The 26,041-nt window shown below is 51.6% G+C and carries 20 protein-coding genes and 1 riboswitch; all 20 genes read left to right on the top strand.

The features are described 5' to 3' along the window. The first annotated feature begins 113 nt into the window (after positions 1-113). The 20 genes from L9W92_RS08745 (at position 114) to trpA (ending at position 25,464) form a co-directional block, all read left to right on the top strand. Positions 114-8,468, top strand: coding sequence for a glycoside hydrolase family 94 protein (locus tag L9W92_RS08745; protein WP_240083375.1), 8,355 nt, complete (start codon positions 114-116; stop codon positions 8,466-8,468). A 176-nt stretch (positions 8,469-8,644) separates the two neighbouring features. Beyond that, on the top strand, positions 8,645-9,058 hold the full coding sequence (locus L9W92_RS08740) for a hypothetical protein (protein ID WP_240083374.1): 414 nt from the start codon (positions 8,645-8,647) through the stop codon (positions 9,056-9,058). A gap of 10 nt (positions 9,059-9,068) precedes the next feature. Further along, positions 9,069-10,070, top strand: a complete 1,002-nt coding sequence (gene thiL, locus L9W92_RS08735) for a thiamine-phosphate kinase (RefSeq protein WP_240083373.1) — start codon at positions 9,069-9,071, stop codon at positions 10,068-10,070. A gap of 67 nt (positions 10,071-10,137) precedes the next feature. Then, positions 10,138-10,236: riboswitch (TPP riboswitch) on the top strand. Positions 10,237-10,315: 79 nt separating this feature from the next. Beyond that, positions 10,316-10,516 (top strand): sulfur carrier protein ThiS, encoded by a 201-nt coding sequence (gene thiS / locus L9W92_RS08730; RefSeq protein ID WP_240083372.1) that lies wholly within the window; start codon positions 10,316-10,318, stop codon positions 10,514-10,516. A 6-nt stretch (positions 10,517-10,522) separates the two neighbouring features. Beyond that, positions 10,523-11,293 carry a thiazole synthase gene (locus L9W92_RS08725; protein ID WP_240083371.1) on the top strand — a complete coding sequence of 257 codons (771 nt, stop codon included), beginning with the start codon at positions 10,523-10,525 and terminating at the stop codon, positions 11,291-11,293. 16 nt (positions 11,294-11,309) lie between these two features. Continuing rightward, positions 11,310-12,410, top strand: coding sequence for a 2-iminoacetate synthase ThiH (thiH, locus tag L9W92_RS08720; protein WP_240083370.1), 1,101 nt, complete (start codon positions 11,310-11,312; stop codon positions 12,408-12,410). A 7-nt stretch (positions 12,411-12,417) separates the two neighbouring features. Next, a complete protein-coding gene (gene thiE / locus L9W92_RS08715; protein WP_502687947.1) occupies positions 12,418-13,104 on the top strand; it encodes a thiamine phosphate synthase in 687 nt (228 codons plus the stop codon). A 4-nt stretch (positions 13,105-13,108) separates the two neighbouring features. After that, positions 13,109-14,401, top strand: a complete 1,293-nt coding sequence (thiC, locus tag L9W92_RS08710) for a phosphomethylpyrimidine synthase ThiC (RefSeq protein ID WP_240083368.1) — start codon at positions 13,109-13,111, stop codon at positions 14,399-14,401. Between the two features lie 104 nt (positions 14,402-14,505). Then, on the top strand, positions 14,506-15,099 hold the full coding sequence (locus tag L9W92_RS08705) for a nucleoside recognition domain-containing protein (protein WP_240083367.1): 594 nt from the start codon (positions 14,506-14,508) through the stop codon (positions 15,097-15,099). 4 nt (positions 15,100-15,103) lie between these two features. Beyond that, on the top strand, positions 15,104-15,634 hold the full coding sequence (locus L9W92_RS08700) for a spore maturation protein (RefSeq protein ID WP_240083366.1): 531 nt from the start codon (positions 15,104-15,106) through the stop codon (positions 15,632-15,634). 307 nt (positions 15,635-15,941) lie between these two features. Next, positions 15,942-17,276: a VanW family protein gene (locus L9W92_RS08695; protein WP_240083365.1), complete on the top strand. Its 1,335-nt coding sequence runs from the start codon at positions 15,942-15,944 to the stop codon at positions 17,274-17,276. A 129-nt stretch (positions 17,277-17,405) separates the two neighbouring features. Continuing rightward, positions 17,406-18,146 (top strand): pseudouridine synthase, encoded by a 741-nt coding sequence (locus tag L9W92_RS08690; RefSeq protein ID WP_282442327.1) that lies wholly within the window; start codon positions 17,406-17,408, stop codon positions 18,144-18,146. 125 nt (positions 18,147-18,271) lie between these two features. Beyond that, positions 18,272-18,736: a hypothetical protein gene (locus L9W92_RS08685; RefSeq protein ID WP_240083363.1), complete on the top strand. Its 465-nt coding sequence runs from the start codon at positions 18,272-18,274 to the stop codon at positions 18,734-18,736. Positions 18,737-18,784: 48 nt separating this feature from the next. After that, the gene (locus L9W92_RS08680; protein WP_240083362.1) at positions 18,785-19,210 is read left to right on the top strand and encodes a HutP family protein; all 426 of its coding nucleotides are present in this window, start codon (positions 18,785-18,787) and stop codon (positions 19,208-19,210) included. A gap of 3 nt (positions 19,211-19,213) precedes the next feature. After that, positions 19,214-20,278, top strand: coding sequence for a DMT family transporter (locus L9W92_RS08675; protein ID WP_240083361.1), 1,065 nt, complete (start codon positions 19,214-19,216; stop codon positions 20,276-20,278). A 212-nt stretch (positions 20,279-20,490) separates the two neighbouring features. Further along, positions 20,491-21,948, top strand: coding sequence for an anthranilate synthase component I (trpE, locus tag L9W92_RS08670; protein WP_240083360.1), 1,458 nt, complete (start codon positions 20,491-20,493; stop codon positions 21,946-21,948). Beyond that, the gene (pabA, locus tag L9W92_RS08665; RefSeq protein ID WP_240083359.1) at positions 21,949-22,518 is read left to right on the top strand and encodes an aminodeoxychorismate/anthranilate synthase component II; all 570 of its coding nucleotides are present in this window, start codon (positions 21,949-21,951) and stop codon (positions 22,516-22,518) included. A gap of 95 nt (positions 22,519-22,613) precedes the next feature. After that, positions 22,614-23,411 carry an indole-3-glycerol phosphate synthase TrpC gene (gene trpC, locus L9W92_RS08660; RefSeq protein WP_240083358.1) on the top strand — a complete coding sequence of 266 codons (798 nt, stop codon included), beginning with the start codon at positions 22,614-22,616 and terminating at the stop codon, positions 23,409-23,411. Positions 23,412-23,428: 17 nt separating this feature from the next. After that, entirely contained in the window at positions 23,429-24,652 is a 1,224-nt protein-coding gene (trpB, locus tag L9W92_RS08655) for a tryptophan synthase subunit beta (RefSeq protein WP_240083357.1), read from the top strand. Further along, positions 24,649-25,464 carry a tryptophan synthase subunit alpha gene (trpA, locus tag L9W92_RS08650; protein WP_240083356.1) on the top strand — a complete coding sequence of 272 codons (816 nt, stop codon included), beginning with the start codon at positions 24,649-24,651 and terminating at the stop codon, positions 25,462-25,464. Before trpB ends, trpA begins: the two co-directional genes overlap by 4 nt. Positions 25,465-26,041: the final 577 nt, after the last annotated feature.

Raw genomic sequence — 26,041 nt, 5'->3', positions numbered from 1 at the left:
ATTAATAATTTACAGGCAAAAGGGGAATATTTTAACTGTTCCTGATTCCGTGACACGGAATCGCCAATAAACCTAAATCACTTTGCAGCTTCTGATGTTTTTCAGGAGGACTAATGATTCTAGACACTGAACAGTTTTGTCAGAAAGCTCATGAACTGGCGCTGACACACGAACCTTATATTAGACGCAAACCATCTAAGCGACTGTGGCGGGAGTTTTACACAGACGTTAATAATTTGCGCGCGTTCATAGATTCTCTAAAAGATGGTTATGTGAGTTGTTCTCAGCCTGCGGAAGAATGGCTGCTCGATCACGCTGAATTTATTGAAGAGCAGGTGTCGGTTATCCGGCACCAGCTGTCCGGCGCTTTTTTACGGAATCTGCCGCATTTGCGCCAGACTCACAAGACGAGGGTGTTCTCAATCTGTGCTGATTATCTCGAACACGTTGACGGAAATCTGGACGAAAAATCACTTGTTTCATATATAAATTATTACCAGGAAGTATCAGTTTTGACCATCGCTGAGGCGTGGGCTTTCCCGCTTTTCCTGCGCATCGCTTTGCTCAGGTGTCTTGCCGGGGTCATGGAAATGGTCCGTGAACGGCGGGAGGTGTGCACATTAGTGGAAAAGCTGCTGGAGCAAATAGAATCATCAAGGTTAAATCCGGATGTTCTGCAGACTGTCCTTGAAAAGGCGGGTCAAGACATACCGTTATCCGGGCCGCTGATTGTCCACCTGGTCAGACACTTGCGCGAGAAGGCGGACGATCTGGCAACAGTGCGTGAATGGCTGATGTGCAAGCTGGAAAACGGCCCGGATAGCCTCGACCGTATTGTTTCCTACGAGTACCAATTACAGGCCGCCTATCAAGTGAAAGCAGGCAGCATCATCAGCAGTTTGCGAAAATTATCACGCTGGGACTGGCGCGATCAGTTCGAGCAGATTTCCATGGTGGAAAATAATTTTCGCGCAGAAAGCACGGGTGTTTACCCGCTGCTTGATTACTCCAGCCGTGACGAGCTGCGGGAAAGAGTTGAGAAATTAGCCCGCCGCCTGCGTTTGCCGGAGAATCTGGTTGCAAAGCAGGCCGTTGACCTGGCGGCAAAGGAATACGAGCAGGCGCAAAAAGAACGGGTGGATCAGAATACCGCTGTCAGTCCGGCAGATTTAGAAAAAATGCCGCGCGAAGCATTTATCGCGTACTACCTGCTCGAACCGGACGGTGTCAAGGAGCTGCGGCGCGCGTTGAAAATGTGCGGCACACCCCGTTACCTGCCTGAAACAGGTGTTTTGCGTCGTGCAAACGGTGTTTATTTCGGCGTTCTCGCGGGTCTGTTCGCAGTTGCCCTGTTTGGTTTCGCCATGTGGATAGGGGGAGGTGCGCATTTAACAATTGTCCAGCGGGCGGTGATTTTGCTTGCGTTGATATTACCCGCCAGCGATTGGGCGGTCATGGCGGCCCACTGGCTTATTGAGTGCGCCAGGCGGCCGCGGCCGCTTTTGCGGTATGATTATTCGCGCGGCGTACCGCCCGAAGCTTCCACCATGGTTGTCATCCCGGTAATCTGGTCCACCGTCAGAGAAGTGCAAGAGTTGTCGGAGCGCTTGGAACTGCATTACTTGGCTAACCGTGACCCGAATATTCACTTTGCCCTCCTGGGCGATCTTGTTGACGCGAAAGAGGCTGAACTGCCTGCGGATGCCGGTATCCTTGCAGCTGCCCGCAAATGCATCGAGGAGTTGAATCAAACTTATTCCCGCCCGGGCGGGAGTACATTTCACCTTTTTCAACGACGCCGGTTGTGGAACCCGTCCGAAGGGGTATGGATGGGTTGGGAGCGCAAACGGGGCAAATTAGTTGAGTTTGTGGAACTGCTTAAAGGACGGAGTGATACGACTTACGACTGCGTTGCCGGGGACACGTCTATCCTGCCCCGGATTCGTTACATCATCACCCTTGACGCGGATACGCAACTGCCGGTGGGAAGCGCGCAACGGATGATCGGCACCATGCATCTTCCTTACAACAGACCGCGTTTAAATCATGAACAGACTCGGGTAATCGAGGGATACGGCGTACTGCAGCCGCGTATCGGCATTAGCCACAGGGCGGCTTTACGTTCGCGATTCGCTTATTTATGGTCATCAAATCCAGGTATCGATCCTTACGCTTTTGCCGCATCCGATCCATATCAGGACGGGTTGGGACAAGGTATTTTTACGGGGAAGGGCATATTCGACGTTGACACATTCGCGAAAGTGTTGGGTGAACGCATTCCAGAAAACCGGGTGCTCAGTCATGACTTGTTGGAAGGCGGTTTTTTGCGCGCCGGTTTGTTATCGGACATCGAATTGATAGATGAGCACCCCTCCACATTCAGCGCTTACCAGAAGAGAATGCACCGCTGGGTGCGCGGCGACTGGCAGTTGCTGATCTGGCTGTTTCACCGGGTGCGCGACCGGCGGGGAATATCTTTGCCGGTTGACTTATCTCTCATCACTCGCTGGCAGATCATCGACAATATGCGCCGCAGTTTGCTGCCGCCGGCGATGTTTGCGGTTTTGCTGCTTGGTCCGACCGTCTTGCCAGGTTCTCCCGGGCGCTGGCTTGTTTTGGTATTGGCTACATTGTCCCTGCCGCTGCTTCGTCAATTCACGGCGATCCGGTGGACTTTCTGGCGTCCGCAAAGCTTCCTGGCAACAGCCGGTCAAGTAATGGTAAATTTTATCACACTGCCGTTTCAAAGTGTGCTGTTGCTTGACGCGATCGCCAGAACCCTGTACCGCTTATTCGTGTCAAAACGCCATTTGCTCGAATGGGTTAGCGCCGCTGAAGTTGAGCGCCGCGACAAGGGCGGACGCCGCCATGCGCTGCCTGGTATGTATGGAGGTTACGCGCTGTTGCTTCTATCCGCGCTGGCATCGTGGAGCAGCGTTATTCCGGCGCTGCGGTGGACGGGTTTGGCTTTTTGCGCCATGTGGGCGCTCGCCCCACTGGCGGTCAGATGGCTGGACCGCCCCGTGCAGCTGCCGGAGCGGCCGCTTGCAGCGTCTGAGAAGGCGGAATTGCGCAAGCTGGCGGAACAGATTTGGATGTTTTTTGAAGACTACGTCACAGAAGAAGACCACTGGCTGCCGCCTGACAACGTGCAAATCGACCCGCCCACCGGGGTAGTCCACCACACCTCGCCCACCAACACCGGCCTCTATCTTGCCAGTGTGCTGGCGGCGAGAGATTTCGAGTTTATTGATACGCCCGGGTTGGTTGAGCGATTGGAGCGTACGATTAATACCATTGAGCAAATGAAAAAATGGAAAGGCCATCTTTACAACTGGTACGACACAGTCACGCTCGCACCGCTGCCGCCGTTATACGTGTCGACAGTGGATTCCGGCAACTTCGTCGGCTGTTTGATGACGGTTAAAGAGGGGCTGGCGGAGTGGCTGCGGGCGGCTGGCGCAGGGGACGAAGAGCCTGGTTCTAAACAGGCGCGCGGCAAAGCGGCGGAGGCGATGAGCGTAGCCTTTGCCGTGGAGTTGACGCCTGCCAGGCAAGATGAGAATGTGGTTCATCGCCTGACATTGCCCGCAAACGACGGAGAAAACTGGCTGGCCCGCGGGTGGAATTTGGTCACGCGCCTGGAGGAACTAATCATTAAGACAGATTTCCGCGCACTCTACGACCATAAGGATAAATTATTCAACATCGGATACCGCGCCGGGCTGGATGAACCGGATCAGATCTTGTATGACCTGATGGCGTCGGAATCGAGACTGTCAAGCTTTATTGCCATTGCTCTCGGTCATGTGTCAGTGCTGCACTGGCACGCGCTCGGGCGGACAATGACCAGGATCGGGCGGCGGATCGCGCTGCTGTCGTGGGCGGGGACCATGTTTGAATATTTAATGCCCTGGATTTTTATGCGCACCTATTGGAACACCGTCTGGGACAGCACCTACCGCGCTGTCGTCGAACGGCAGATCGATTACGCGCACCGGCGGGGAGTGCCGTTCGGCATCTCCGAGTGCTGCTACTACGCTTTTGATTATCAAATGAACTATCAGTACAGGGCGTTTGGTGTTCCCGGCCTCGGCTTTAAGCGCGGCCTCGAACAAGATCTGGTTGTGGCGCCGTACGCCACCATTCTGGCCTTGCCTTTTGCCAGGCGTCAGGGGTTGGCTGACTTGCGAAAATTAAAGGAAATGGGCGCCTATGGCAAATATGGTTATTATGAGGCCATAGATTTTACGTCCGAGCGTCTGCCGAAGGACAAGAACAGCATGGTCATCCGGAGTTTTATGGCCCATCATCAGGGAATGAGCCTGCTTACCATCGCCAACTTGCTGGCGCCCCAAAAAATATACGAGCGATTTCACCGTGACAAACGCGTGCGTTCGACAGAACTGCTGTTGCAGGAACGTATTCCCGCGCGGCCCCAGATCATTGAACATCCCGCGTTCGCACACGCGCGCGTGCCAGGTGCGAAGCCGGCGTTTACGGGCGCCCTGCGCGAATACTTAAGCGCGGACACGCCCGCCCCGGAGGTGTGCCTGCTTGCCAACGGGAGTTTTATGACCATGGTAACCAACAGCGGCAGCGGGTTCTGCAGGTATGAAGGCCTGGCTGTAACCCGCTGGCGGGAAGATCCGGTGCTGGATGATTGGGGGAGCTACATATATATCCGTGACGTTAATAACGACGCATTATGGTCACCGGCGTTTCAGCCTTGTCGTGTCCAGTCTGCTGAACAACGGGTGCAATTCTCCCTTGACCGGGCTGCCTTTATGCGTGTTGACGGAGACATGCGCACAGGCCTGGAAATTTGCGTGTCTCCGGAATGGAACGCGGAAGTCCGCAGGTTGACGCTTACTAATACCGGAACTGAAGCGCGGATTCTGGAAGTAACGACGTATCTAGAACTGGCTTTGGCTCCTCCCATGGCTGACGATGCGCACCCGGTCTTCAGCAAATTGTTTATCAAAACGGAATATGTGGAAAATGCCCAGTGTCTGCTGGCCTGGCGCAGGCCTCGCCAGGCGGATGAAAAACCGTTGTGGGCGGCGCATGCTTTAATGACCGCGGGGCAGGCCATCGGACCGGTGGAATACGAAACCGATCGGGCTTGCTTTATCGGCCACGGACATACGCTCTCCCAACCGCGGGGAATCCGTTCCCGCCTGCGTGGTACAGTTGGTTCTGTGACAGACCCCGCATTGATCATGCGGCGGCGTTTAAGCATTAATCCCGGTGAAAAGGCGCAATTGTTCGCTGTCACTGCGGTGGCCGGCACGAAGGAAGAGGCGGTCGATATTATCGGCCGTTTCACAGGGGAGCTGGTGGTGGAGCGGACATTCCAAATGGCCTGGAATCGCAGTCAGATCGAACTCAGGCATCTGCATATGACTATACCTAAGGCGATGATTATGCAAACTTTAGCGGGCCGGGTGCTCTATAATCCCCCGCTGCGTCAGGAACGGCGGCAAAGCATCACTGCCAACGCGAAAGGACAGTCCGGCCTCTGGGCGTACGGATTATCCGGAGATGTGCCTGTGCTCCTCGTACAAATCGCGGACCGGGCTGATATTCCGTTTGTCGTCAAGCTCTTGAACGGACACGAGTATTTGCGCCGTCTGGGGCTGCTCTTTGACCTGGTTGTGCTAAACGAGTCGGCGGGAGGATACCAGCAGGATTTGCAGGATGCGCTGCGGCGGGCGGTGGAACAGGTCATGCACAGGCCGGGCGGCGGCGCCGGCAGTGTTTTCATTATTAATGCCAATCATCTGCCGGATGGGGACAGGACAATGTTGTACGCTGTCGCCCGGGTGGTGCTGCGGGCGAACGGTCCCGGCATCAGAGCGCAGACTAAACCGCCCCGCCGGGATACTGCCTTCCTGGCGCCTTTAACGCCGACAGCGCCGTTAAACAGATTTGCCGCTCCTCCGCCGGATGACGGGCGCCAATTAAGATTCTTCAACGGCTGGGGGGGGTTCGCGCCGGATGGCCGGGAGTACCGGATTATCCTGAAAAATGGCGAGCATCTGCCGGCGCCGTGGATCAATGTGATCGCTAATCCACGCTTCGGCTGCCTTGTCTCCGAACTCGGCACAGGTTACACCTGGTCGCGCAACAGCCGTGAATGTAAATTGACCCCGTGGTCAAACGACCCCGTACTGGACCCGCCGGGTGAAGTATGTTACCTGCGGGACGAAGAGAGCGGCGAACTTTGGTTTCCCGCGTGCTCCGCCGCGCAGGCGGAGCAGCACTGCACCATTGCCCACGGCCATGGCTTCACGCGTTTTCACCAGGAGAAAAACGGTATCATGCAGGAAATGACTGTTTTTGTACCGCGCGATGATCCGGTCAAAGTGGTTAAATTGCATTTGCGGAACAACAGCGCCGCGCGGCGGCGTCTCTCCGTCACTTATTATGCGGAATGGGTGCTGGGTGTGCAGCGCCAGGCGAACGCTCCCTTCATCATCACGGAATGGGATGAATCAGCCCGGATCATGCTTGCCCGTAACGCATATCAGGAGGATTTTCGCGATGCCACGGCTTTTTTAGGCGTGTATCAGCAACCCGTTCCGTCAGGAGAGACAGCAGCGGTTGCACCGGGTGCGGCCGAACCGGCGGCGTGGCGGGAAGGCGGCGTAATGGATGATTTGTCCTGGACGGCGGACCGCGACGAATTTCTCGGCCGCAACGGCACCCTGGAAAGCCCCGCCGCTCTTTTTTCAGAGCGCCTGTCAGGCAAGACGGGCCCTCTTTATAACCCATGCGGCGCGGTGCAGTCCAAGCTCGTTTTAGAACCCGGAGCTGAACGGACAGTCTATATCCTATTCGGATGCGCATATTCCCGTGACGACGCCGTGCGACTGGCGCAGAAATACAGAAAAAATGATGTTTGTGAACAGGCCTTGGTACAGGTACGGGAATTTTGGGAAGGGGTTCTGACCCAGGTCTCGGTGTCCACACCCTGCCCGGAGATGGATGTGCTTCTGAACGGTTGGTTGGTATACCAAACCCTCAGCTGCAGAATGTGGGCCAGAGCTGCCTTTTACCAGGCGGGAGGCGCGTACGGTTTTCGCGATCAACTGCAGGATTCGCTCGCGCTTCTGCACACTCGGCCGGATCTTGCACGGGCTCAAATATTGACGCACACCGCGCGTCAATATGAGGAAGGCGATGTGCAGCACTGGTGGCATGAAGAGACGCAGCGCGGCATTCGTACACATTTCTCAGACGATTTGCTGTGGCTGCCCTATGCAGCCGGGCGTTACACGGAGCATACGGGGGACAGCAGTTTATTGGACGAGACAGTACCCTTTCTGCACAGCGAGCCTTTAGCGGAGGATGAACATGAGAGATACGAGCCGGCTCAAATCTCTCCCCGGAGCGGCACCGTTTTCGAACACTGCCTGCGTGCCATAGACAGGGCTTTGGGGCGCTTGGGGGAGCACGGACTGCCGCTGATCGGGACCGGCGACTGGAATGACAGTATGAACCGCGTAGGCGCCGGGGGTCGCGGAGAGAGTGTCTGGCTCGGCTGGTTTCTCTGTGCTGTGCTGGATATGTTTGCGGATTTATGCCGGCAGCGCGGTGATGCTCAGCGGGCGGAACACTATGGCAACGTGCGGGAAAAATTAGCTTTTTCTCTTAACGAGCAAGCCTGGGACGGGCAGTGGTACCGGCGGGCTTTCACTGACGCCGGACAATGGCTGGGTTCTATTTACAATGAAGAATGCCGGATCGATGCCATTGCCCAGTCGTGGGCGGTGATCTCCGGAGCGGCCCCGCCTGATCGGGCACTGCAGGCGATGGATTCATTTGACCGCGAACTTGTGGACCGGGAGCGTTCCGCCGCACGTCTTTTGACGCCGCCTTTTGAACATACGAAGCCCAGTCCCGGCTACATACAGGGTTATCCGCCCGGAATCCGGGAGAATGGAGCTCAATACACCCATGGCATCATCTGGAGCATTATCGCCTGGTGCAAACTTGGCAGAGGAGATAAGGCTTCTGAATTGTTCCAGATATTGAATCCGATCAATCATACGAAGACGCCTAATGAAGCGCGCCAGTATGCCGGTGAGCCATACGTCATGGCGGGAGACGTTTACCTGGTGGACCCGCGTCAGAGACGCGCCGGCTGGACTTGGTACACCGGCGCCGCGGGGTGGATGTATCAGGCCGGAATTGAGTGGATCCTTGGCCTGCGCCGCCGCGGCAAACGGCTGTACATTTGCCCGTGCATTCCGGGCGAATGGCCGGGTTTTTCCATCAACTACCGCTTCGGCTGTACAAATTACCTTATTACTGTCGAAAATCCCTCGCGCAAGTCCGGCGGAGCGACTGCTTTAAATATTGACGGGCGTGAAGTTCCCATCGCTGAGCAGGATGTCAAGGAGGGCGCTTCCTTTGAATTGAGCGACGACGGGCGGATTCATCATGTCGATCTGGTGTTGTAGCTAAAAAACTAAAGCAATGACGGTTACTGTTTAAAGGCAAGAAGATGGAACGTCCCCTTGCATCCCCGTTACCTTAGTTTAAAAATAAACGATATCGATACTGTTTAAAGACACTAAGATATATTAAAATAATATAGAATAAAGGTTATGTTATCTTGCTTACCGGGGGTGTGTAAATGCGGGATGTCTACCGGGTGATAGACGCTAATTTAAACCGGCTCAGGGAAGGCCTGCGAGTTTTGGAAGAGATAGCCCGCTTCATCCTCAAAGATTCCGAAATGACGGCCCAATTAAAAGATACGCGGCACCGGGTCGCTGCGGTAACTGGCGAGCTGCCCGGGGGAATACTTGAATTGATCCGGGCTAGAGACGCGGCGGGAGATGTCGGAGCAAGCTCCTGGACGCCGGGTGAAAAAGCCAGGAGTGATTTAATGTCGCTTACCGCGGCAAATTTTAAGCGTGTACAAGAAGCCGCGCGCGTGCTTGAGGAATTCTGTAAAATATTCGCGGCGCAAGAGGCAAGAGAATTCAAGAAAATACGCTTTGAAATTTACGACCTTGAACAGGACATGCTTAAAAAAATGCCTTGAGGGGATCTGTATGAATTTAGCTCAGTTGGGTGAATTCGGCTTAATTGATTTATTAACCCGCGATTTCAGTTATGGAACGGGAGTTGTCAAGGGAGTGGGCGACGACACCGCCGTGCTTGAGGCGGACGGGGATAAATGGCTCCTGTTTACCACGGATATGATGGTGGAAGAAATACATTTTTCTTTGAATTACTGTACGCTTAGTCAAGTCGGCTGGAAGCTGCTCGCCGTGAACGTGAGCGATATTGCCGCCATGGGGGGGCGCCCGACTCACGCAGTGATCTCAGCAGCCATACCTGCCCGTTTGAAGCCTGAGGAAATTATTGATCTTTACCAGGGTCTTAAGGGGGCGGCAGGGGAATACGGTGTCAATCTAGTGGGGGGCGATACGGTGAGCAGTCAGGAGCGCCTGGTGCTGAACGTAGCTTTGCTCGGTGAGGTCGAGGCGGGTAGGGCGGTGTATCGCGACGGCGCCCGTCCGGGTGACTCTGTCTATGTTACCGGCACACTGGGCGCTTCCGCGGCCGGCCTTTATCTCTTTCAGAACCCCGAACTGCCTTGTTCTCCGCAGTCGGCTGATTATTGCCGGCAGGCGCATGCCGTTCCCAGGCCCAGATTAGAGGCGGGCAGTTTTCTGGCCGGCTGCGGTGTTACTGCAATGAATGACATCAGTGACGGACTTGCCAGTGAAATGCATGAAATTTGCAAATCCAGCGGTGTCGGTTGTTTGATTAGGGAAACAAGCATACCGGTTGACTCGCGCGTCAGGGAAGCAGCGGCTTGCGCGGGACTTGACCCGGTTAACTGGGCTCTTTTCGGCGGGGAAGATTTTGAGCTGGTTTTTACAGTTAGCGCGGACGTTAAGGAAAAGATGAAACGTGCCGCCGGCGCGGCCGGAATTAAAGTATATCAGGTGGGTGTAATAACCGGTCCGCCTGATGTCATTCTGGAAAAAGCCGGTGGTGCGGTTGTTCCGCTCCAGCGCGGCGGCTATGACCATTTTTCTAAATAACCCTTGTCTCTCATTAGTTGACAAAAGCAATTGTTTAATCTATAATTTTCTAGATTTATAAATTGAATATGGTAGCTGGGGGTGCCGCAAGGCTGAGAGAGAGCAGTCTCAACCCTTTGAACCTGATGCGGATAATGCCGTCGTAGGGAAGCTGATATTGTGCTTGTGATTAGTTTAAGCACAGTAAAAGACTACTTGCCTGGCGTGGTGAGCAGTCTTATTGTTTTTTATGGGGGTGAAGAGTTATGCGGATAATATTAAACGGGAAGGATGAAATTTTACCTGAGGGCACTACAGTGGCAGCATTAATCTCTCTAAAAAAAATCAACCCGGAAACCATTATCGTGGAATATAACTGCGAACTGGTGAAAAGCGAAGCCTGGCCAAATGTCTTATTAAAAGAAAATGACAGGCTGGAAATCTTGAGAATGGTGGGGGGAGGTTGACACGTAATGGCAGACGTTTTCAAAATCGGCGGGCGGGAATTAACCAGCCGGTTGTTTCTCGGAACCGGCAAGTTTTCGCCCAATAAATTAATCCCTGAGGTCGTGCGTTCTTCAGGCGCGCAGGTGGTTACCGTGGCGCTCAGGCGGGTCGATCCGGGATATGAAGAAGAAAACATCGCCTCGTTTGTGCCCGGCGATTGTATCATGATGCCCAATACCTCCGGCGCGAGGAACGCCGGGGAGGCAGTGCGCATCGCCAGGCTGGCCCGGGCGGCGGGGTACGGCGACTGGGTAAAGATCGAAGTGGTCACTGACAACAGGTATTTGCTGCCGGACAACTTGGAAACTATTAAGGCAACAGAAATCCTGGCTGCCGAAGGGTTTGTGGTTCTTCCTTACATGAGCCCGGACTTGGCTGCGGCGAAGAGACTGGTGGAAGCGGGCGCGGCGGCGGTCATGCCTCTGGGCGCTCCGATCGGCAGCAACCGCGGGCTGAGAACAAGAGAACTGGTGCGGATCATGATCGAAGAGATACCATTACCTGTTATTGTTGACGCCGGAATCGGCCGCCCGTCGGAAGCGTCGGAAGCCATGGAAATGGGGGCGGCAGCGGTGCTGGTGAACACAGCCGTGGCTACCGCGGGCGACCCGGTGGCCATGGCCCGCGCTTTCGGCCTGGCTGTTAGAGCAGGGCGTATGGCCTACCTTGCCGGACCTGGAGCAACACGGCAATACGCCAGTGCTTCGTCACCCCTGACCGGTTTTTTGATTGATTGAGAAAAGAGATGAGCTTATGAGTTTTTATTTGGTGCGCAAAAAATATGATGCGTTTGATTTTGACGGTTATTTCGCGAGTGTTACTGACAGGGACGTGGAAAGAGTACTTGCCAAGAATCGTTTGACTGAAACAGACTACCTTGCGTTATTATCACCCAAGGCTGAAGGACATTTGGAAAAAATGGCGCAAAAGGCTCACAGCCTTACTGTCCAACACTTCGGGAAAGTGGTTTTGCTCTATACTCCGCTTTACCTGGCCAACTATTGTGTCAACCATTGTGTTTACTGTGGATTCCGGGTGCACAGCGGGCTGGATAGAAAAAAGCTTTCCCTTGGTGAGGTTGACGCGGAGGCTAAAATGATTGCCGCGACCGGGCTGAAGCACATTCTTGTCCTCACCGGTGAATCGAGGGAAAAGTCTCCGGTGAAGTATATCAGGGAATGTGTTGAAGTTCTGAAAAAATATTTTACCTCTATCAGCATAGAAATTTATCCGCTGGAGGAACAAGAATATCATGAGCTGATTTCCGCCGGTGTGGATGGGTTGACTATATACCAGGAAGTATATGATGAAAATGTTTACGCGGAAATCCATCCGGCCGGACCTAAGCGAAACTACCGCTACAGGCTGGAAGCCCCGGAGCGCGCTTGCCGGGCCGGGAGCAGGACGGTTAATGTCGGGGCGCTCTTAGGCTTGCATGAATGGCGCGCAGAGGCTTTTTTTACCGGCCTGCACGCCGACTATCTGCAAAGTGTGTATCCTGCCGTGGAAGTGAGTATTTCGCCGCCGCGCATCAGGCCATACCCCGGGGAGTACCAGCCCTTCGTCACGGTAACTGATAAAAACTTGGTCCAGTATGTGCTGGCTTTCAGGTTATTTATGCCTAGAAGCGGAATTACAATATCCACAAGGGAAAGCGCGGAATTGCGAGAACGTCTGGTTAAGCTGGGCGCCACGAAAATGTCCGCCGGTTCCTGTACGGCTGTGGGCGGCCGTTCCAACAGCCAATCCACCGGCCAGTTTGAAATATGGGACAGTCGCGGTGTTGCCGAAATGGCGGATATGTTGTATTCCCAAGGTTATCAGCCCGTGTACAAGGATTGGCAGGTGGTTTAACGTGCCGGTGAGCAATAGCTTTGAGAGGGGCGAAAGAGATGGCGTTAAGCGCGGCCTGGCCAACTTGCTGAAAGCGGATATTTACGGGATCACCGCTGAAGAGTATTCCCTGGGCAGGAGCAATATCCAGGTGGCCGCACTGATGATCGAGTCCGGGATTAAAGTAATCCAGTACCGGGAGAAAGAAAAGACAATGCGCCGGAAATACGCGGATTGTCTGGCAATCAGAAGGATGACCGCGGATGCCGGAGTTACCTTTATTGTCAACGATCATGTCGACCTGGCCATGATGGTGGGCGCGGACGGCGTGCATTTAGGGCAAGATGATTTACCCCCTGATAAAGTTCGTGAATTGACCGGCGGAAGAATAATCATCGGGCTTTCTACCCATTCGCCGGCCCAGGCTGAAGCCGCCGTCAATGCCGGGGTCGATTATATCGGTGTGGGCCCGCTCTACGCCACAAAAACCAAAAAGGATGTCTGCGCGCCGGTGGGTTTGTCATACCTGGATTACGTGGTAAAGAACATCAAGCTGCCTTTTGTAGCCATCGGCGGGATAAAGGAGCATAACGCGGCTGAAGTGAGCAATAGGGGCGCTAAATGCATCGCGCTGGTAACAGAAATAGTGGGAGCTGAAAATATTTACGAAAAAGTAAGCGCTCTCAGGGCAGTCTTCAAACAGAAGGAGGTTTAAATCAGTGAATTATACTACCCAAATGGACGCCGCCCGGCAAGGAATCATTACCAATGAAATGACGGCGGTGGCCCAAAAGGAGCATGTGGAGGTTGCCGCTTTACGCGAATTGGTCGCCGCGGGCAAGGTGGTCATACCGGCCAATAGGAACCATGCTGGCCTCGAACCGTGCGGTATCGGCCAGGGCCTTAAGACCAAGATTAACGTTAATCTCGGCGTGTCAAACGACTGTTGCGATATGGAAGCTGAAATGGAAAAAGTAAAGTGGGCTGTGGAACTGCGCGCCGATGCCATTATGGACCTCAGTTGTTATGGAAAGACGGCGGAATTCAGGCGCAGGCTGATTGGGATATCACCGGCTGCCGTCGGTACGGTGCCGGTATATGATGCGGTTAATTTTTATGACAAAGAACTGGAAGAAATCACTGCTGATGAATTCCTGGCGGTGGTTGAACAGCACGCCAAGGACGGCGTTGATTTTATGACCATTCATGCCGGGATTAATAGAGAAACAGCCGTCAGGTTCGAGAAAAACAAGAGACTCACCAATATTGTCTCCAGAGGAGGCGCGCTTCTCTATACCTGGATGAAATTGAACAGCCGTGAAAACCCCTTTTATGAGCGTTACGACGACTTGCTGGACATATGCCGGAAATATGATGTGACGGTCAGCCTTGGTGACGCCTGCCGGCCGGGCAGTCTGACGGACGCGACCGACGCCGCCCAGATTCAGGAGTTGATTGTCCTCGGTGAATTGACTAAAGCGGCCTGGGAAAAAGACGTTCAGGTAATGATCGAAGGACCCGGCCATATGGCGTTAAACGAAATTCTGCCGAACATGCTCCTTGAAAAGAAGTTGTGCCACGGCGCGCCTTTTTATGTGCTGGGGCCGCTGGTGACAGATATAGCCCCCGGCTACGACCACATCACCAGCGCCATTGGCGGAGCCATCGCCGCCGCCGGCGGCGCCGATTTTCTTTGCTATGTGACCCCGGCGGAGCACCTGCGGCTGCCTACACTTGGTGATATGAAAGAGGGTATTATCGCCTCCCGGATTGCCGCTCACGCCGCCGATATAGCCAAAGGAATCCCGGACGCGCGGCGGTGGGACGACGACATGAGCGAAGCCAGGCGCAACCTTGATTGGGAGCGGATGTTTAAACTCGCCATTGATCCGGAAAAAGCCAGGCTGTACCGCGTTGAATCGCAGCCGGAAGACAAGGACACTTGCACCATGTGCGGCAAGATGTGCGCGGTTAGGAATGTGAACAAAGTGATTAACGGGATAATTGGCTAAAGTCGGTTGCAGTATGCGATAACCCGGCTTTCATCATTTGTACTATTTGTCCACTCCGTGTCATAAAGTAACTGTAGATATTATTTTCGCGCGGAGGTGGCGGCGTGGTAAATCTTGTCTGGCTTGGAATGATCGTCTTGGGAATTTTAGCGGCCGGAGCAAGGGGCAATATTGAAATAGTAACCAAGGCCGCCTTGGACAGCGCCAACGACGCTGTAAAAATATCGATTGGTCTAATTGCCATCATGACTTTTTGGCTGGGTATTATGAAGCTGGCCGAAGAGGCCGGGTTGATTCGCCTGTTGGCCCGGTTGGTACGGCCGGTGATGCGTTTTCTTTTTCCAAGCGTGCCGAAAGACCACCCGGCTATGGGCGCTATCGTCATGAATCTCAGCGCCAACATCCTGGGTTTGGGCAACGCGGCAACACCCATGGGTTTAATTGCCATGCGTGAGCTTCAGAAATTAAACCGCGGCCGGGAGGACACCGCTTCCGAAGCGATGTGCACTTTTCTGGCCCTGAATACTTCCTGCGTTACACTGATTCCCACTACAATCATCGGCATTCGTCTTTTATACGGTTCGGCCGACCCGACAGATATCGTCGGGCCGACAATTATGGCAACGGCCTTCAGCATGGTGGCGGCAGTATTCGTCGACCGCCTGCTGCGGTTTTATTACACGGGCAGAAGGGGATAGCGGAATGCTGGATATTATCTCCGAGTTGTCCCGTTGGGCCATACCGGTGATCCTGCTGGTAGTGCCCCTGATTGCCGCCCTCCGCCGGGTTAAAGTCTACGAAGCTTTCGTGGACGGAGCGGAAGCAGGTTTTACCACAGCGATCAAGACGATTCCCTATCTTGTGGCAATGCTTGTGGCAATAGGTATTTTCCGCGCCTCGGGAGCGATGGAGGTGCTGGTTGCCACGCTTTCCCCGGTGCTTAATATTGTCGGCCTGCCGACTGAGGTGCTGCCGCATGCCATCATGCGCCCTCTTTCAGGCGGAGCTGCGCTCGGCATCGCGTCAGATATTATTAAAACATACGGCCCGGACAGCTTTCTGGGACGTCTGGTATCTACCATGCAGGGCAGTTGCGATACAACTTTTTATGTACTGACTCTATATTTCGGGTCGGTAGGAGTAAGAAAGTATCGATATTCGGTAGTTTTAGGTTTAATTTCCGATTTGACTACCCTGGTTGCATCAGTATTTATAGTGCGCACCTTTTTTTAAGACACATTGTTAACTTCTTAAAGTAGCTACTTTACAGCAACAATTAGGGTTATGCTGCTAATATTAAGAGATATTCAAAAAAAAAATTATTCACATTATTTACCAGTAGCATTATAATTCTATTCAGTTGTTATGTTTGCTTTAAAGCTATGTTATTGCTGTAATGGTGGGACTTATGTTGTTTAATGATGTGAAAAAGGGGAGTGTGTCGTTGAAAAGATGTGGTTTAATTTTATTAACTTGTCTTTGTCTAATTGTTATTGGCATAGGTACGGCATTTGCCGCACCATCAAACAAGGCCGTTTTTGTGGTTAACAGTCAAAGTTACATGTTAAACGGTGCGGTTTTTCAGATGGATGCGGCGCCTTGTACCGTGCAGGGGAGAGTTTTGATACCTTTGCGCTACCTTGCATATGTTCTGGGGCTGGACGAAAAAAATGTTGTTTGGGACGCTGCCGGGAAAATTGTGGAATTGCGAACAGAGAATAAAAAAATAAAACTTGTTGTAAACAGCAGTACTATGTTTGTAAATGAAAAAAGCTTTAGGATGGATGTTGCCCCAATTCTTAAAGATAATCGTGTCTATCTTCCCGCCAAGTGGGTGGCTGAAGAATTGGGATACTCGGTGGGCTGGGACGATAGACTTAACGCGTTGCTGATTGGCGCGCCGGGGAATTTGCCTGACCCGGAATCAATTCCGTTAAAGATAATTCCTGTCAATGTCAGGCAGTGTGAATTTTCAGAGTCAGATTTATTTTTAAACCAAAAGATATCATCCAGCTCAATTCTGTTTTACGGTGAATACGCAAACGTTTATAATGCCGGCGTGGCGGCGGATTATGTGAACGGTTTTGTTCTAGAGCCTGATCAGGAGTTTTCGTTCAACAAAGTGGTTGGGGAAAGAACGAGGCAAAGAGGTTTTATCGTCGGCCACGACATTTTAGAAAATTTAACGGTTGGCGGTGGTGTTTGCCGCACGTCCACTGTTCTCTTCCAGGTGGCCAGGGATGCCGGCTTTACAATATTGGAAAGGCACCCGCACTATCTGCCCGTAGCATATACTCCCGCCGGCACTGACGCCAGTGTGAGCTGGGGTTGGATGGATTTAAGATTTATCAACAATCTCCCGCATTCAGTAATAATTTATTCCGGTTTGCATGAAGAAGAAGACAACGGCCGCCGTCTTTGGGCTGAACTGTGGGAAAGAAAACCTTTGAAAAAGATCGACGTGGCTGTTTTAGTTAAAGAGCCGGGCTCAAGTTGGCCGGAAAACATTGAACAAACACGCCTGGTCGCGTTGGAAAAAGATGATGTTTCCTTCATCTCGCTAGAACAAATGAGCGATTTGCTGCGCCTCTCCCCGGAGATAAACGTGGCGCAGGGAGGAAGAAGCGCTGCCGCCGTGCGGATAAATAATCAGTTGATTAGTTTTGCCGAAGGAAATAAAATGGCAACAATAGATAATGCCGAATACCAACTTAACGAGGCTCCCTTTTGCCTGACAAACAGCAACTGTAATTTTTGGCTGCCGCTTGAGGATTGGGGGAATCTAACCGGAGCGGAGGTCGTATGGATAAACGGCGGGCCGCCTTCGATTCTGTTCAATTTAAGCGGTACCGGCTTAGATGGGAGAAAGCTGTGAGAAACGGGTAATGTTATGGAATGTTCAATTATTTGACAAAATTTAGTTTGTTATATAAACTTTTAAAAGGACATCAAATCTAAGATGTTCTTATTTTTTGCCGGTGCTTATACTGGATGGTGAATTAAGCTGGAACGCCTTCAAAAAGTTATGTCACGGGCCGGGGTCGCATCCAGGCGGCGGTGCGAAGAGATGATCGTTGCCGGCATGGTTAAGGTGAACGGAGAAGTTGTCACTAAACTTGGCGCCAAGATAGAGCCGGGCAAAGATAAGGTCGTTGTAGCCGGCGAGACGTTGTCGCTCACAGATGATAAATATTATTTGGCACTGTATAAACCCCGTGGATATGTGAGCACGCTGCACGATGAGAAGGGCAGAAAAAAAGTAACAGATTTGCTTGATGGTTTTGACGGGCGTGTTTACCCGGTTGGCAGACTTGATTATAACAGTGAAGGTTTGCTTTTGCTTACTAATGACGGTGACTTGACATATGCCTTGACTCATCCCAAGCATCATATACCAAAAACTTACCTGGTCCGGGTGGCCGGAATACCCGCATATAATCACTTGGAACAAATGGCCAGCGGTCTTATCCTGGCAGACGGACCGACAGCGCCTGCAAAGATTAACCTGGCTGAGGTTTCGGAAGGAAATGCCCTCCTGGAAATCACCATTTTCGAGGGCCGCAACCGCCAAATCAGGCGAATGTGCGAGAACATCGGCCATCCGGTGTTAAGGCTTCTGCGCACACGCGTGGGCAACATCAGCCTGGCAGGCTTGCGCCCGGGACAATACCGCAGCTTGAGCGCCAAGGAATTGGCCTTACTAAAAAAATCGGCCGGTCTGGGCAAAGAACCCCGGATATTATAAAAAGGCATGGTTGTTGCAGCAAGGGTTATTGTTACAAAGATCACCTTGCGTTAAGCAGGATTTTAGTTGTTCGAGTAGAATTACCTAATCCATGCGCGCACCTAAAGACTTAGGAGGAGATTTTTTTGTCAAATATCCAGAGTGGGGACGGCGTTGATAGAAATGGGATTCTGGTCAAGGTTCGTCTTGATTTTAAAGGCACAGGCAGGACTGGACGCTTTTTATTTGGCGGAAAAACTACAGATAAAGCGGCGGAGGAGGCCAGGGAGCAACAGCTTACTCTTTTCCGCAACGTGCCGATGCAAGGAATTCATATTATTGATATTGACGTCAGTACAGAGGTTTACACAGTTTACGATGACATAGCCAACTCTGAAGTTGCTTATGCCCCTCTGGTGCTTACGATAAAAGCTGATAGTCTGGAGAATATTATTCGTTTTATCGCCAGGGAAGATTTCCGGAAAATAGAAGTTCTCGATCCGGCCTCAATATCACTGAGCCACAATGATATCGAAAGAATTCTCTTTAAAATTTATGAGGAAATGAAGGATTTTCGTTTGTGGTTGGAAAGGAAATATAATTTAAGATAATGGTATTTGAATTCACTTGTTATTTTCATGGGACAGGAGGTGTATGCCATGATCCTTCACGGAAGCCGGAAAATAGCGCGGATAGCTATTGAGATGGCAATGACCGAGAGCAGGGAACAGGAGAAGGAATATAAGGCGCGTTTTTCTAATGAAGGGATTAAAACAGCGGCTGTTGATTGCGGGGGAGATTTTGTCTCGTCTGTAAATAAGATGATTGAACGGGCGGTGGTGGCCTCCAAACGCGAGGGTTTGATCAAAGAGATGCATGCTGACGAAGGAGCGGTTGCGGGAGCGGCCAGGGAAGCGTTGTCCCAGCTGATACCCAAGGCAATGGGGCTTAATGTCGGCGGAAAAATCGGAATTGCGCGAAAAGACGACCATATCAGCGTAGCGGTGTTCTTCGGTGTAGGCTTGCTGCATCTGGACGAGGTGGCCATCGGACTTGGACACAGGGCCGTTCCAAACGCTAAATGAGCTATGAAAAATATTTTTCCCAAATTGCAAGCTATAATCGCTGCTGTCTTATTCGGAATAAGTGCTCCTTTGGCTAAATTTCTTTTAGGCAATATTGAACCAGTCTTGTTAGCGGCACTTTTATACCTTGGGTGCGGCTTTGGCTTATTATTTCTCAGATTGATACAAAAGTTTGCAATAAAGCAAACTGCCAAGGAAGCAAATCTCGCATTAAAGGATTTGCCATGGCTCACAGGCGCAATACTGGCCGGTGGGGTGGCGGCGCCAATTATATTGATGATAAGCCTTAATAACACTCCAGCAGCAACAGCATCATTATTATTGAATTTTGAGGGGGCTGCCACCACTGTTATTGCAGCAGTAGCTTTCAAGGAAGCACTCGGAAAAAGGGTATGGGCTGCGGTTGCGCTAATAACTTGCGCCAGTATTATCTTAACGTGGGACACAAATGGAGCCTGGGGTTTTTCTATTGGTGCAGTGGGAGTTATTGCAGCATGCGCTTTCTGGGGAATGGATAATAACTTTACGAGGAATATTTCAGCTAAAGACCCTGTGGCAATTGTTATAGTAAAAGGCATAGCTGCAGGTACTGTCTCACTTATTATTGCTTTATTTTTAGGTAACAGCATTCCCGGCCTGAAAATTGTTTTAGCATCACTTATTCTTGGCTTTTTCAGTTACGGCATAAGCATTATCATGTTTATATTTGCCATGCGCAGTCTGGGAGCTGCCAGAACAAGTGCTTTTTTCGGCTCTGCCCCTTTTATTGGTACAATAATTTCCTTGCTTTTATTCAGAGAGCGGCCGGAAGTGAATTTAATTCTTTCATTACCGGTCATGATAGTCGGTACCGTTTTTATTCTCTGGGAGGATCATGTACATGTCCATAAGCATGAAAGGCTTGAGCATGCTCATAGACATACACATGATGATAACCATCATATTCATGAGCATGCTCATGAGTATGACGGGGAAAAAAATAAGGAACATACTCATTGGCATATACATGAGGAACTGGAGCACGAGCATCCACATACACCGGATATTCATCATAGACATTTACATTGAAAATGCGGATATTCTTTGTAGATTATGCTTGGCCCTGTTGTAAAAAATGCTTGACACTTAGTTTTCACTGTGCTAATTTGGTTATAGTCAAGGATAGGTGAGTTGAGAAAAGGATAAGTTGAGCTGAGATGAGTCGCGGGTACAATTATTTCTAAAATTAACCGGTACTCATTGGAGTGCCGGTTTTTGCTTTTTTAAAGGGGGGAGATTTTTTGAACGTCCCGGGCAGACAAGATTACTTGCTATTGAGCAAAAAATATGACCTGATTCCGGTTTGTTTGGAGATTAACGCCGATATGGACACACCAATCAGCATTTTTAAAAAAATATCAGCAAAAGGTCCGTCTTATCTGCTGGAAAGTGTTGAGGGCGGCGAGAATCTGGCCCGGTACTCATTTATCGGTATTGATCCTTTCCTCATCTTTACATCCGACGGAGACGAGTCGCGGATAACCAGCGGCTGCGATGTTAAAGAAGTAACCGGCTCGCCTCTGGCAAGCCTGGAACAGCTTGTTTCAAGTTATCGTGTCTACGGGGGAGAAGCTTTGCCCCGCTTTTTCGGCGGCGCGGTGGGCTACCTGGGTTATGGAATAGTCCGGTATTTTGAAAGGATAAATATAACCCGAAAGAATATGCCTGACCTTCCGGAGAGCGGCTTTATCTTTGCCGGTACGGTGTTAATTTTCGACCATGTCAAGCACACATTAAAAATAATCGTCAACAGTATGCCGGGTGCAGAAGCGGAAAAAACATATGACCAGGTTGAATTCAAGCTCCAGAGTGTGATCAACGCGGTAAAAAGTAATATTTCGTTTGAGGACAGCAGGTTTAAAAACATTACTGCCGCCCCGTTTGAAGCTAACATGACCAGGGAAGATTTTATCAAGCAGGTGGCGCGGGCGAAGGAATACATCAAGGCGGGGGATATCCTGCAGGTGGTTTTGTCCCAGCGCTTCCGGATTCCTTTCCGGGGGGAGCCGTTTGATGTTTACCGGAAACTGAGGGCTGTCAACCCCTCGCCGTACCTTTACTATCTTGACTTCGGCGCGTTCCAGGTAATCGGCTCTTCGCCTGAGATGCTGGTAAGAGTGGAAGACGGTATTGTGGAAACATGCCCCATAGCCGGCACCCGGCCTCGCGGCAGGGACAAGGATGCGGACGGGGCGCTGGCGGCGGAATTGCTGGGCGACGAGAAGGAGAGAGCCGAGCACTTGATGCTGGTGGACCTTGGACGCAACGACATCGGCAAGGTATGCAGGCCGGGAAGCATCGAATTGCCGCGTTTTATGGAAATCGAAAAATTTTCTCATGTTATGCACATAGTGTCAAATGTGAGAGGAAAGATGTCATCCGGCAATAACTGCTATGACGCCTTGCGTGCTTGTTTCCCGGCGGGTACGGTCACGGGGGCGCCCAAGGTGCGGGCCATGGAGATAATTGATGAATTAGAGCCCGACGGGAGAGGGATCTACGCCGGCGCGGTCGGATATCTGGGTTTCACCGGGAACCTGGACGCGGCAATCGCCATCAGGACTATGGTTATCCATGACGGCTGCGCTTATGTTCAAGCCGGCGCGGGAATAGTGGCGGACTCAGACCCGGAAAAAGAATATGAAGAAACAATGAATAAAGCCCGCCCGCTGTTGAATACCATCGGGGAGGTTGGATAAATGGTTTTAATGATTGATAATTATGATTCATTCACTTATAATTTAGTGCAGTATCTGGGTGAACTTGGTGAAGATGTCCGGGTTTACCGCAACGATCAGATAACCTGTGGTCAGATTGAAAGAATTGGCCCGGATCATATAATTATCTCTCCCGGGCCCTGTTCTCCCGGCGAAGCCGGCATATCACTGGCGGTAATCGAGCATTTCGCGGGTGTTGTGCCAATCTTGGGGGTTTGCCTCGGCCACCAGGCTATCGGGCAGGCCTTCGGCGGCAAAGTGGTGCGGGCGAACCGGCTGATGCACGGAAAAACCTCGCCTATTCATCATCATGACGGCGGATCGCTTTTTCACGAAATACCTTCTCCTTTTACCGCGACCAGATACCATTCTCTAATCGTTGAAAGGGAAAGCCTGCCGGATTGTTTTGAACTGACCGCGTGGACCGAGGAAGGCGAAGTGATGGGTATTCGCCACCGGCGGTACGCTGTGGAAGGTGTTCAGTTTCACCCGGAATCAATTCTGACGGAGCATGGGCATAAAATCTTACAAAACTTTTTAACTCGCAACTAAAGAGATATTGCCAGGAGTCAGAATAAATAAAAGAATGGTATATCGTTCGGGAATATTCGAATTCTGAATGCCTGAATTATAAAGGTGGCCTTTCATTGATCTTATCAAAAATTATTGCAAACAAGAAACTGGAACTGACTGCGATTAAGGAAGAAACATCAATAGAGACTTTACAAGCGATAATACCGACGCTGCCTCCACCACGCCCGTTTGGCCCGGCGCTGCGTTTGCCCGGGCAAGTGGCGATAATTGCCGAAGCTAAAAAAGCTTCGCCTTCAAAGGGCATTATCCGCCGCCAGTACGCACCCGAGCAACTGGCGCGGGCCTATGAACGCGAAGGAGCGTCCGCGATATCGGTATTAACCGAAGAAAAGTTTTTCCTCGGTCACCCGACCCATTTAACGCTGGTGAAAAAGGCTACGAGCATACCAGTTTTACGAAAAGACTTTATTATTGACTCTTACCAAATTTATGAGTCACGTGTTCTTGGGGCTGATGCCATCCTGTTGATTGCTGCGGCGCTCAACCGGGAACAACTGGTTGAGTTTCAGGAAACAGCTGCCGGGTTAGGCCTGTCTTGCCTGGTGGAGGTACATACGGAATCCGAATTGACTGATGTCTTGTCGACCGGTGCAACCGTTATCGGCATCAACAACCGCAACCTGAATACTTTTGAAACTGATCTCAGGGTGACTTTCAACCTGAGAAATCTAATAAATAATGATCAAATTACAGTTGTTTCTGAAAGTGGCATCAAAAATCATCAGGACATCCTGGAACTGCAGAAAAATGGGGTGCACGCCGTGCTGGTGGGTGAAGCGCTGGTGCGTTGCCAGGATCCCGGCGCCGGCCTGAATCAGCTGAAGGGCGGACGAGGTCCGGATGATCTGTGATAAGGAGGCGTCATATAATGAAGAGTGCATCGGATATAAAGGATAATGGCTTTATTTTGCCGGATAATCGTGGATACTATGGCTTTTATGGCGGCCGTTTTATTCCTGAAGTGTTAATGCCGGCGCTGGAAGAGCTGGAAAAAGCCTATGCGGATGCCGGGGAGGACCCTGAATTCCATGAGGAACTGGAGGGCTACCTGAAACATTATGTCGGCAGGCCTTCACCCTTGTATTTTGCGGCAGGTCTGACCAGGCATTGCGGAGGAGCGAAAATATTTCTCAAAAGAGAAGACCTGAACCATACCGGAGCGCACAAAATCAATAACGCAATCGGCCAGATTCTCCTGGCCCGCCGGATGGACAAGGGCAGGATAATCGCGGAAACGGGCGCCGGCCAGCACGGGGTGGCGACGGCCACCGCCGCCGCGCTGTTTGGCTTGCAGTGCGCTATTTATATGGGAGAAGAAGATATCAGGCGGCAAAGCCCCAATGTTTTTCGCATGCGGCTGCTGGGCGCGGAGGTTGTCCCGGTGACAAGCGGCAGCAGGACTTTGAAGGACGCGATGAACGAAACCATCAGAGACTGGGTTACCAATGTGCGGGACACTTACTACCTGATTGGCTCAGTCGCCGGCCCGCACCCATACCCGCGGATGGTCAGGGACTTCCAGTCGGTAATTGGCGAGGAGGCTAGGCGGCAGGTGCTGGATACAGCCGGGCGGCTGCCGGATTATATCCTGGCCTGTGTCGGCGGCGGCAGCAACGCAATGGGCATGTTTTACTCATTCCTTGCCGATCAAGAGGTGCAATTAATCGGCATTGAGGCCGCGGGGCGCGGGCTGGACACTGCAGAGCACTCCGCCACGCTCAGCCGGGGTTGCCCCGGAGTGCTGCACGGTTCGTACAGCTACATTTTACAAAATGATGACGGCCAGATTACAATACCCCATTCCATCGCCGCGGGACTTGATTACCCGGGTGTCGGGCCGGAGCATGCTTATCTTAAAGACTCCGGACGGGTGCAGTATACGACGGCCACCGACTCGGAAGCACTGGCGGCTTTCCAATTGCTTTGCCGCACTGACGGAATCATTCCGGCGCTTGAAAGCTCACACGCGATAGCCGAAGCGGTCAAGCTGGCGCCGTCTCTTTCATCTGAAAAGATCATCGTGGTAAACCTCTCCGGGCGTGGAGACAAAGATATACCCGCGGTGGCGGGTGAACCGGGGGTGAATATATGAACAGCAACAGCGTCATTGAAGGGCGTCTCAATAAGCTGCGGTCGGCAGGGAAAAAAGGCTTGATTACTTTTATCACTGCCGGCGACCCCGACCTGTTCAGCACCGTGGATTTGGCGCTGCGCATGGATGCGGCGGGAGCGGATATAATTGAACTGGGAGTGCCGTTTTCCGACCCCCTGGCGGATGGTCCGGTGATTCAGCAGGCTTCCAACCGGGCTCTGGCCGCAGGGACCACATTGGCAAAAATCCTGGAGACAGTTAAAACGATAAAACGCAATTGCGGGGCGCCTGTAGTTTTAATGGGTTATTGCAACCCCTTCTATAGATTCGGACTCGACAGGTTTATAGCTGAAGCGGCTTCGGCAGGTGTAAGCGGATTAATTGTGCCTGATTTGCCGCTGGAGGAATCAGGTCCGCTGTTGCGTCTGGCTGAAAAGGAAGGGCTGGACCTTATTCCTCTTGTTTCGCCGGTCACTACCGAGCAGAGATTAAGCAGAATAGCTCCAAAGGCGATGGGATTTGTATATTGCGTCTCCGTTACAGGAGTAACCGGTGCCAGGAAGGAGATCGGGACTGACATATCCGGCTTTACCGGTAGGGTGCGCAGCCATACTTCCTTGCCCCTGGCCATAGGATTTGGCATCGCGGACCCGGAACAAGGAGCGCGGATGTCCAGGTATTGCGACGCAATCGTGGTGGGAAGCGCCATTGTTAAATTAATCGCCGACAGTGCAAGTTCTCAAGCTGCCGGAATAGCGGTGGAGAACCTGACCAGGGAATTTAAAACCGCGTTGCTGAACAGTGTTAAATAAACAGCGGCAAAAATCCAGTTGCGATAACTGGATTTTTTGTGTTAGTATAAAATAAATGTAGTAGTATGGGTTATTACGGCAGGTTATTAGGGTTATACAGTAAGTTTCTTGCCCGGCGGAATTCCCGCAGGCGCTCTAAAAACAAAGAAGCATGGTAGGACGGTAGGGAGGCGATAAGAGATGTTCTTATGGTCTGGTTAAGCATTCCTCCGTGGGATGCTTTTTTTAACATCAGTAGTCGGAATAAGAATGGTCTATAACTAGTAATATACCACTCTACAAAAGCTATATATCATTTTCATATATTCTTAATGGTGAAGCAAAGCTTCATCGGCGTCCGAGTATATAAATACCGGAATAGTAGATATTTATTTTAAATAGGCTCTCGGCATTAGATGGGAGGAATCATTAAATCTGGAATAAAGCAACTGGAAATTCTGGCATGCCAGGTAAAAAGACTGTCCTTTTCACGACATTCCTAAAAATGGGCATGGCAAAGAAGCCTAACGGCCTCTATTAAAAATAGCCTTAAGCAGCCGTTTGGAAAATAAGTTGTTTTAAGTTTTTCAGATCTTCT

The sequence above is a fragment of the Pelotomaculum terephthalicicum JT genome, assembly GCF_022410535.1.
Taxonomy (GTDB): Bacteria; Bacillota; Desulfotomaculia; order Desulfotomaculales; family Pelotomaculaceae; genus Pelotomaculum_D; species Pelotomaculum_D terephthalicicum.
This window is presented reverse-complemented; position numbering and strand designations above follow the sequence as displayed.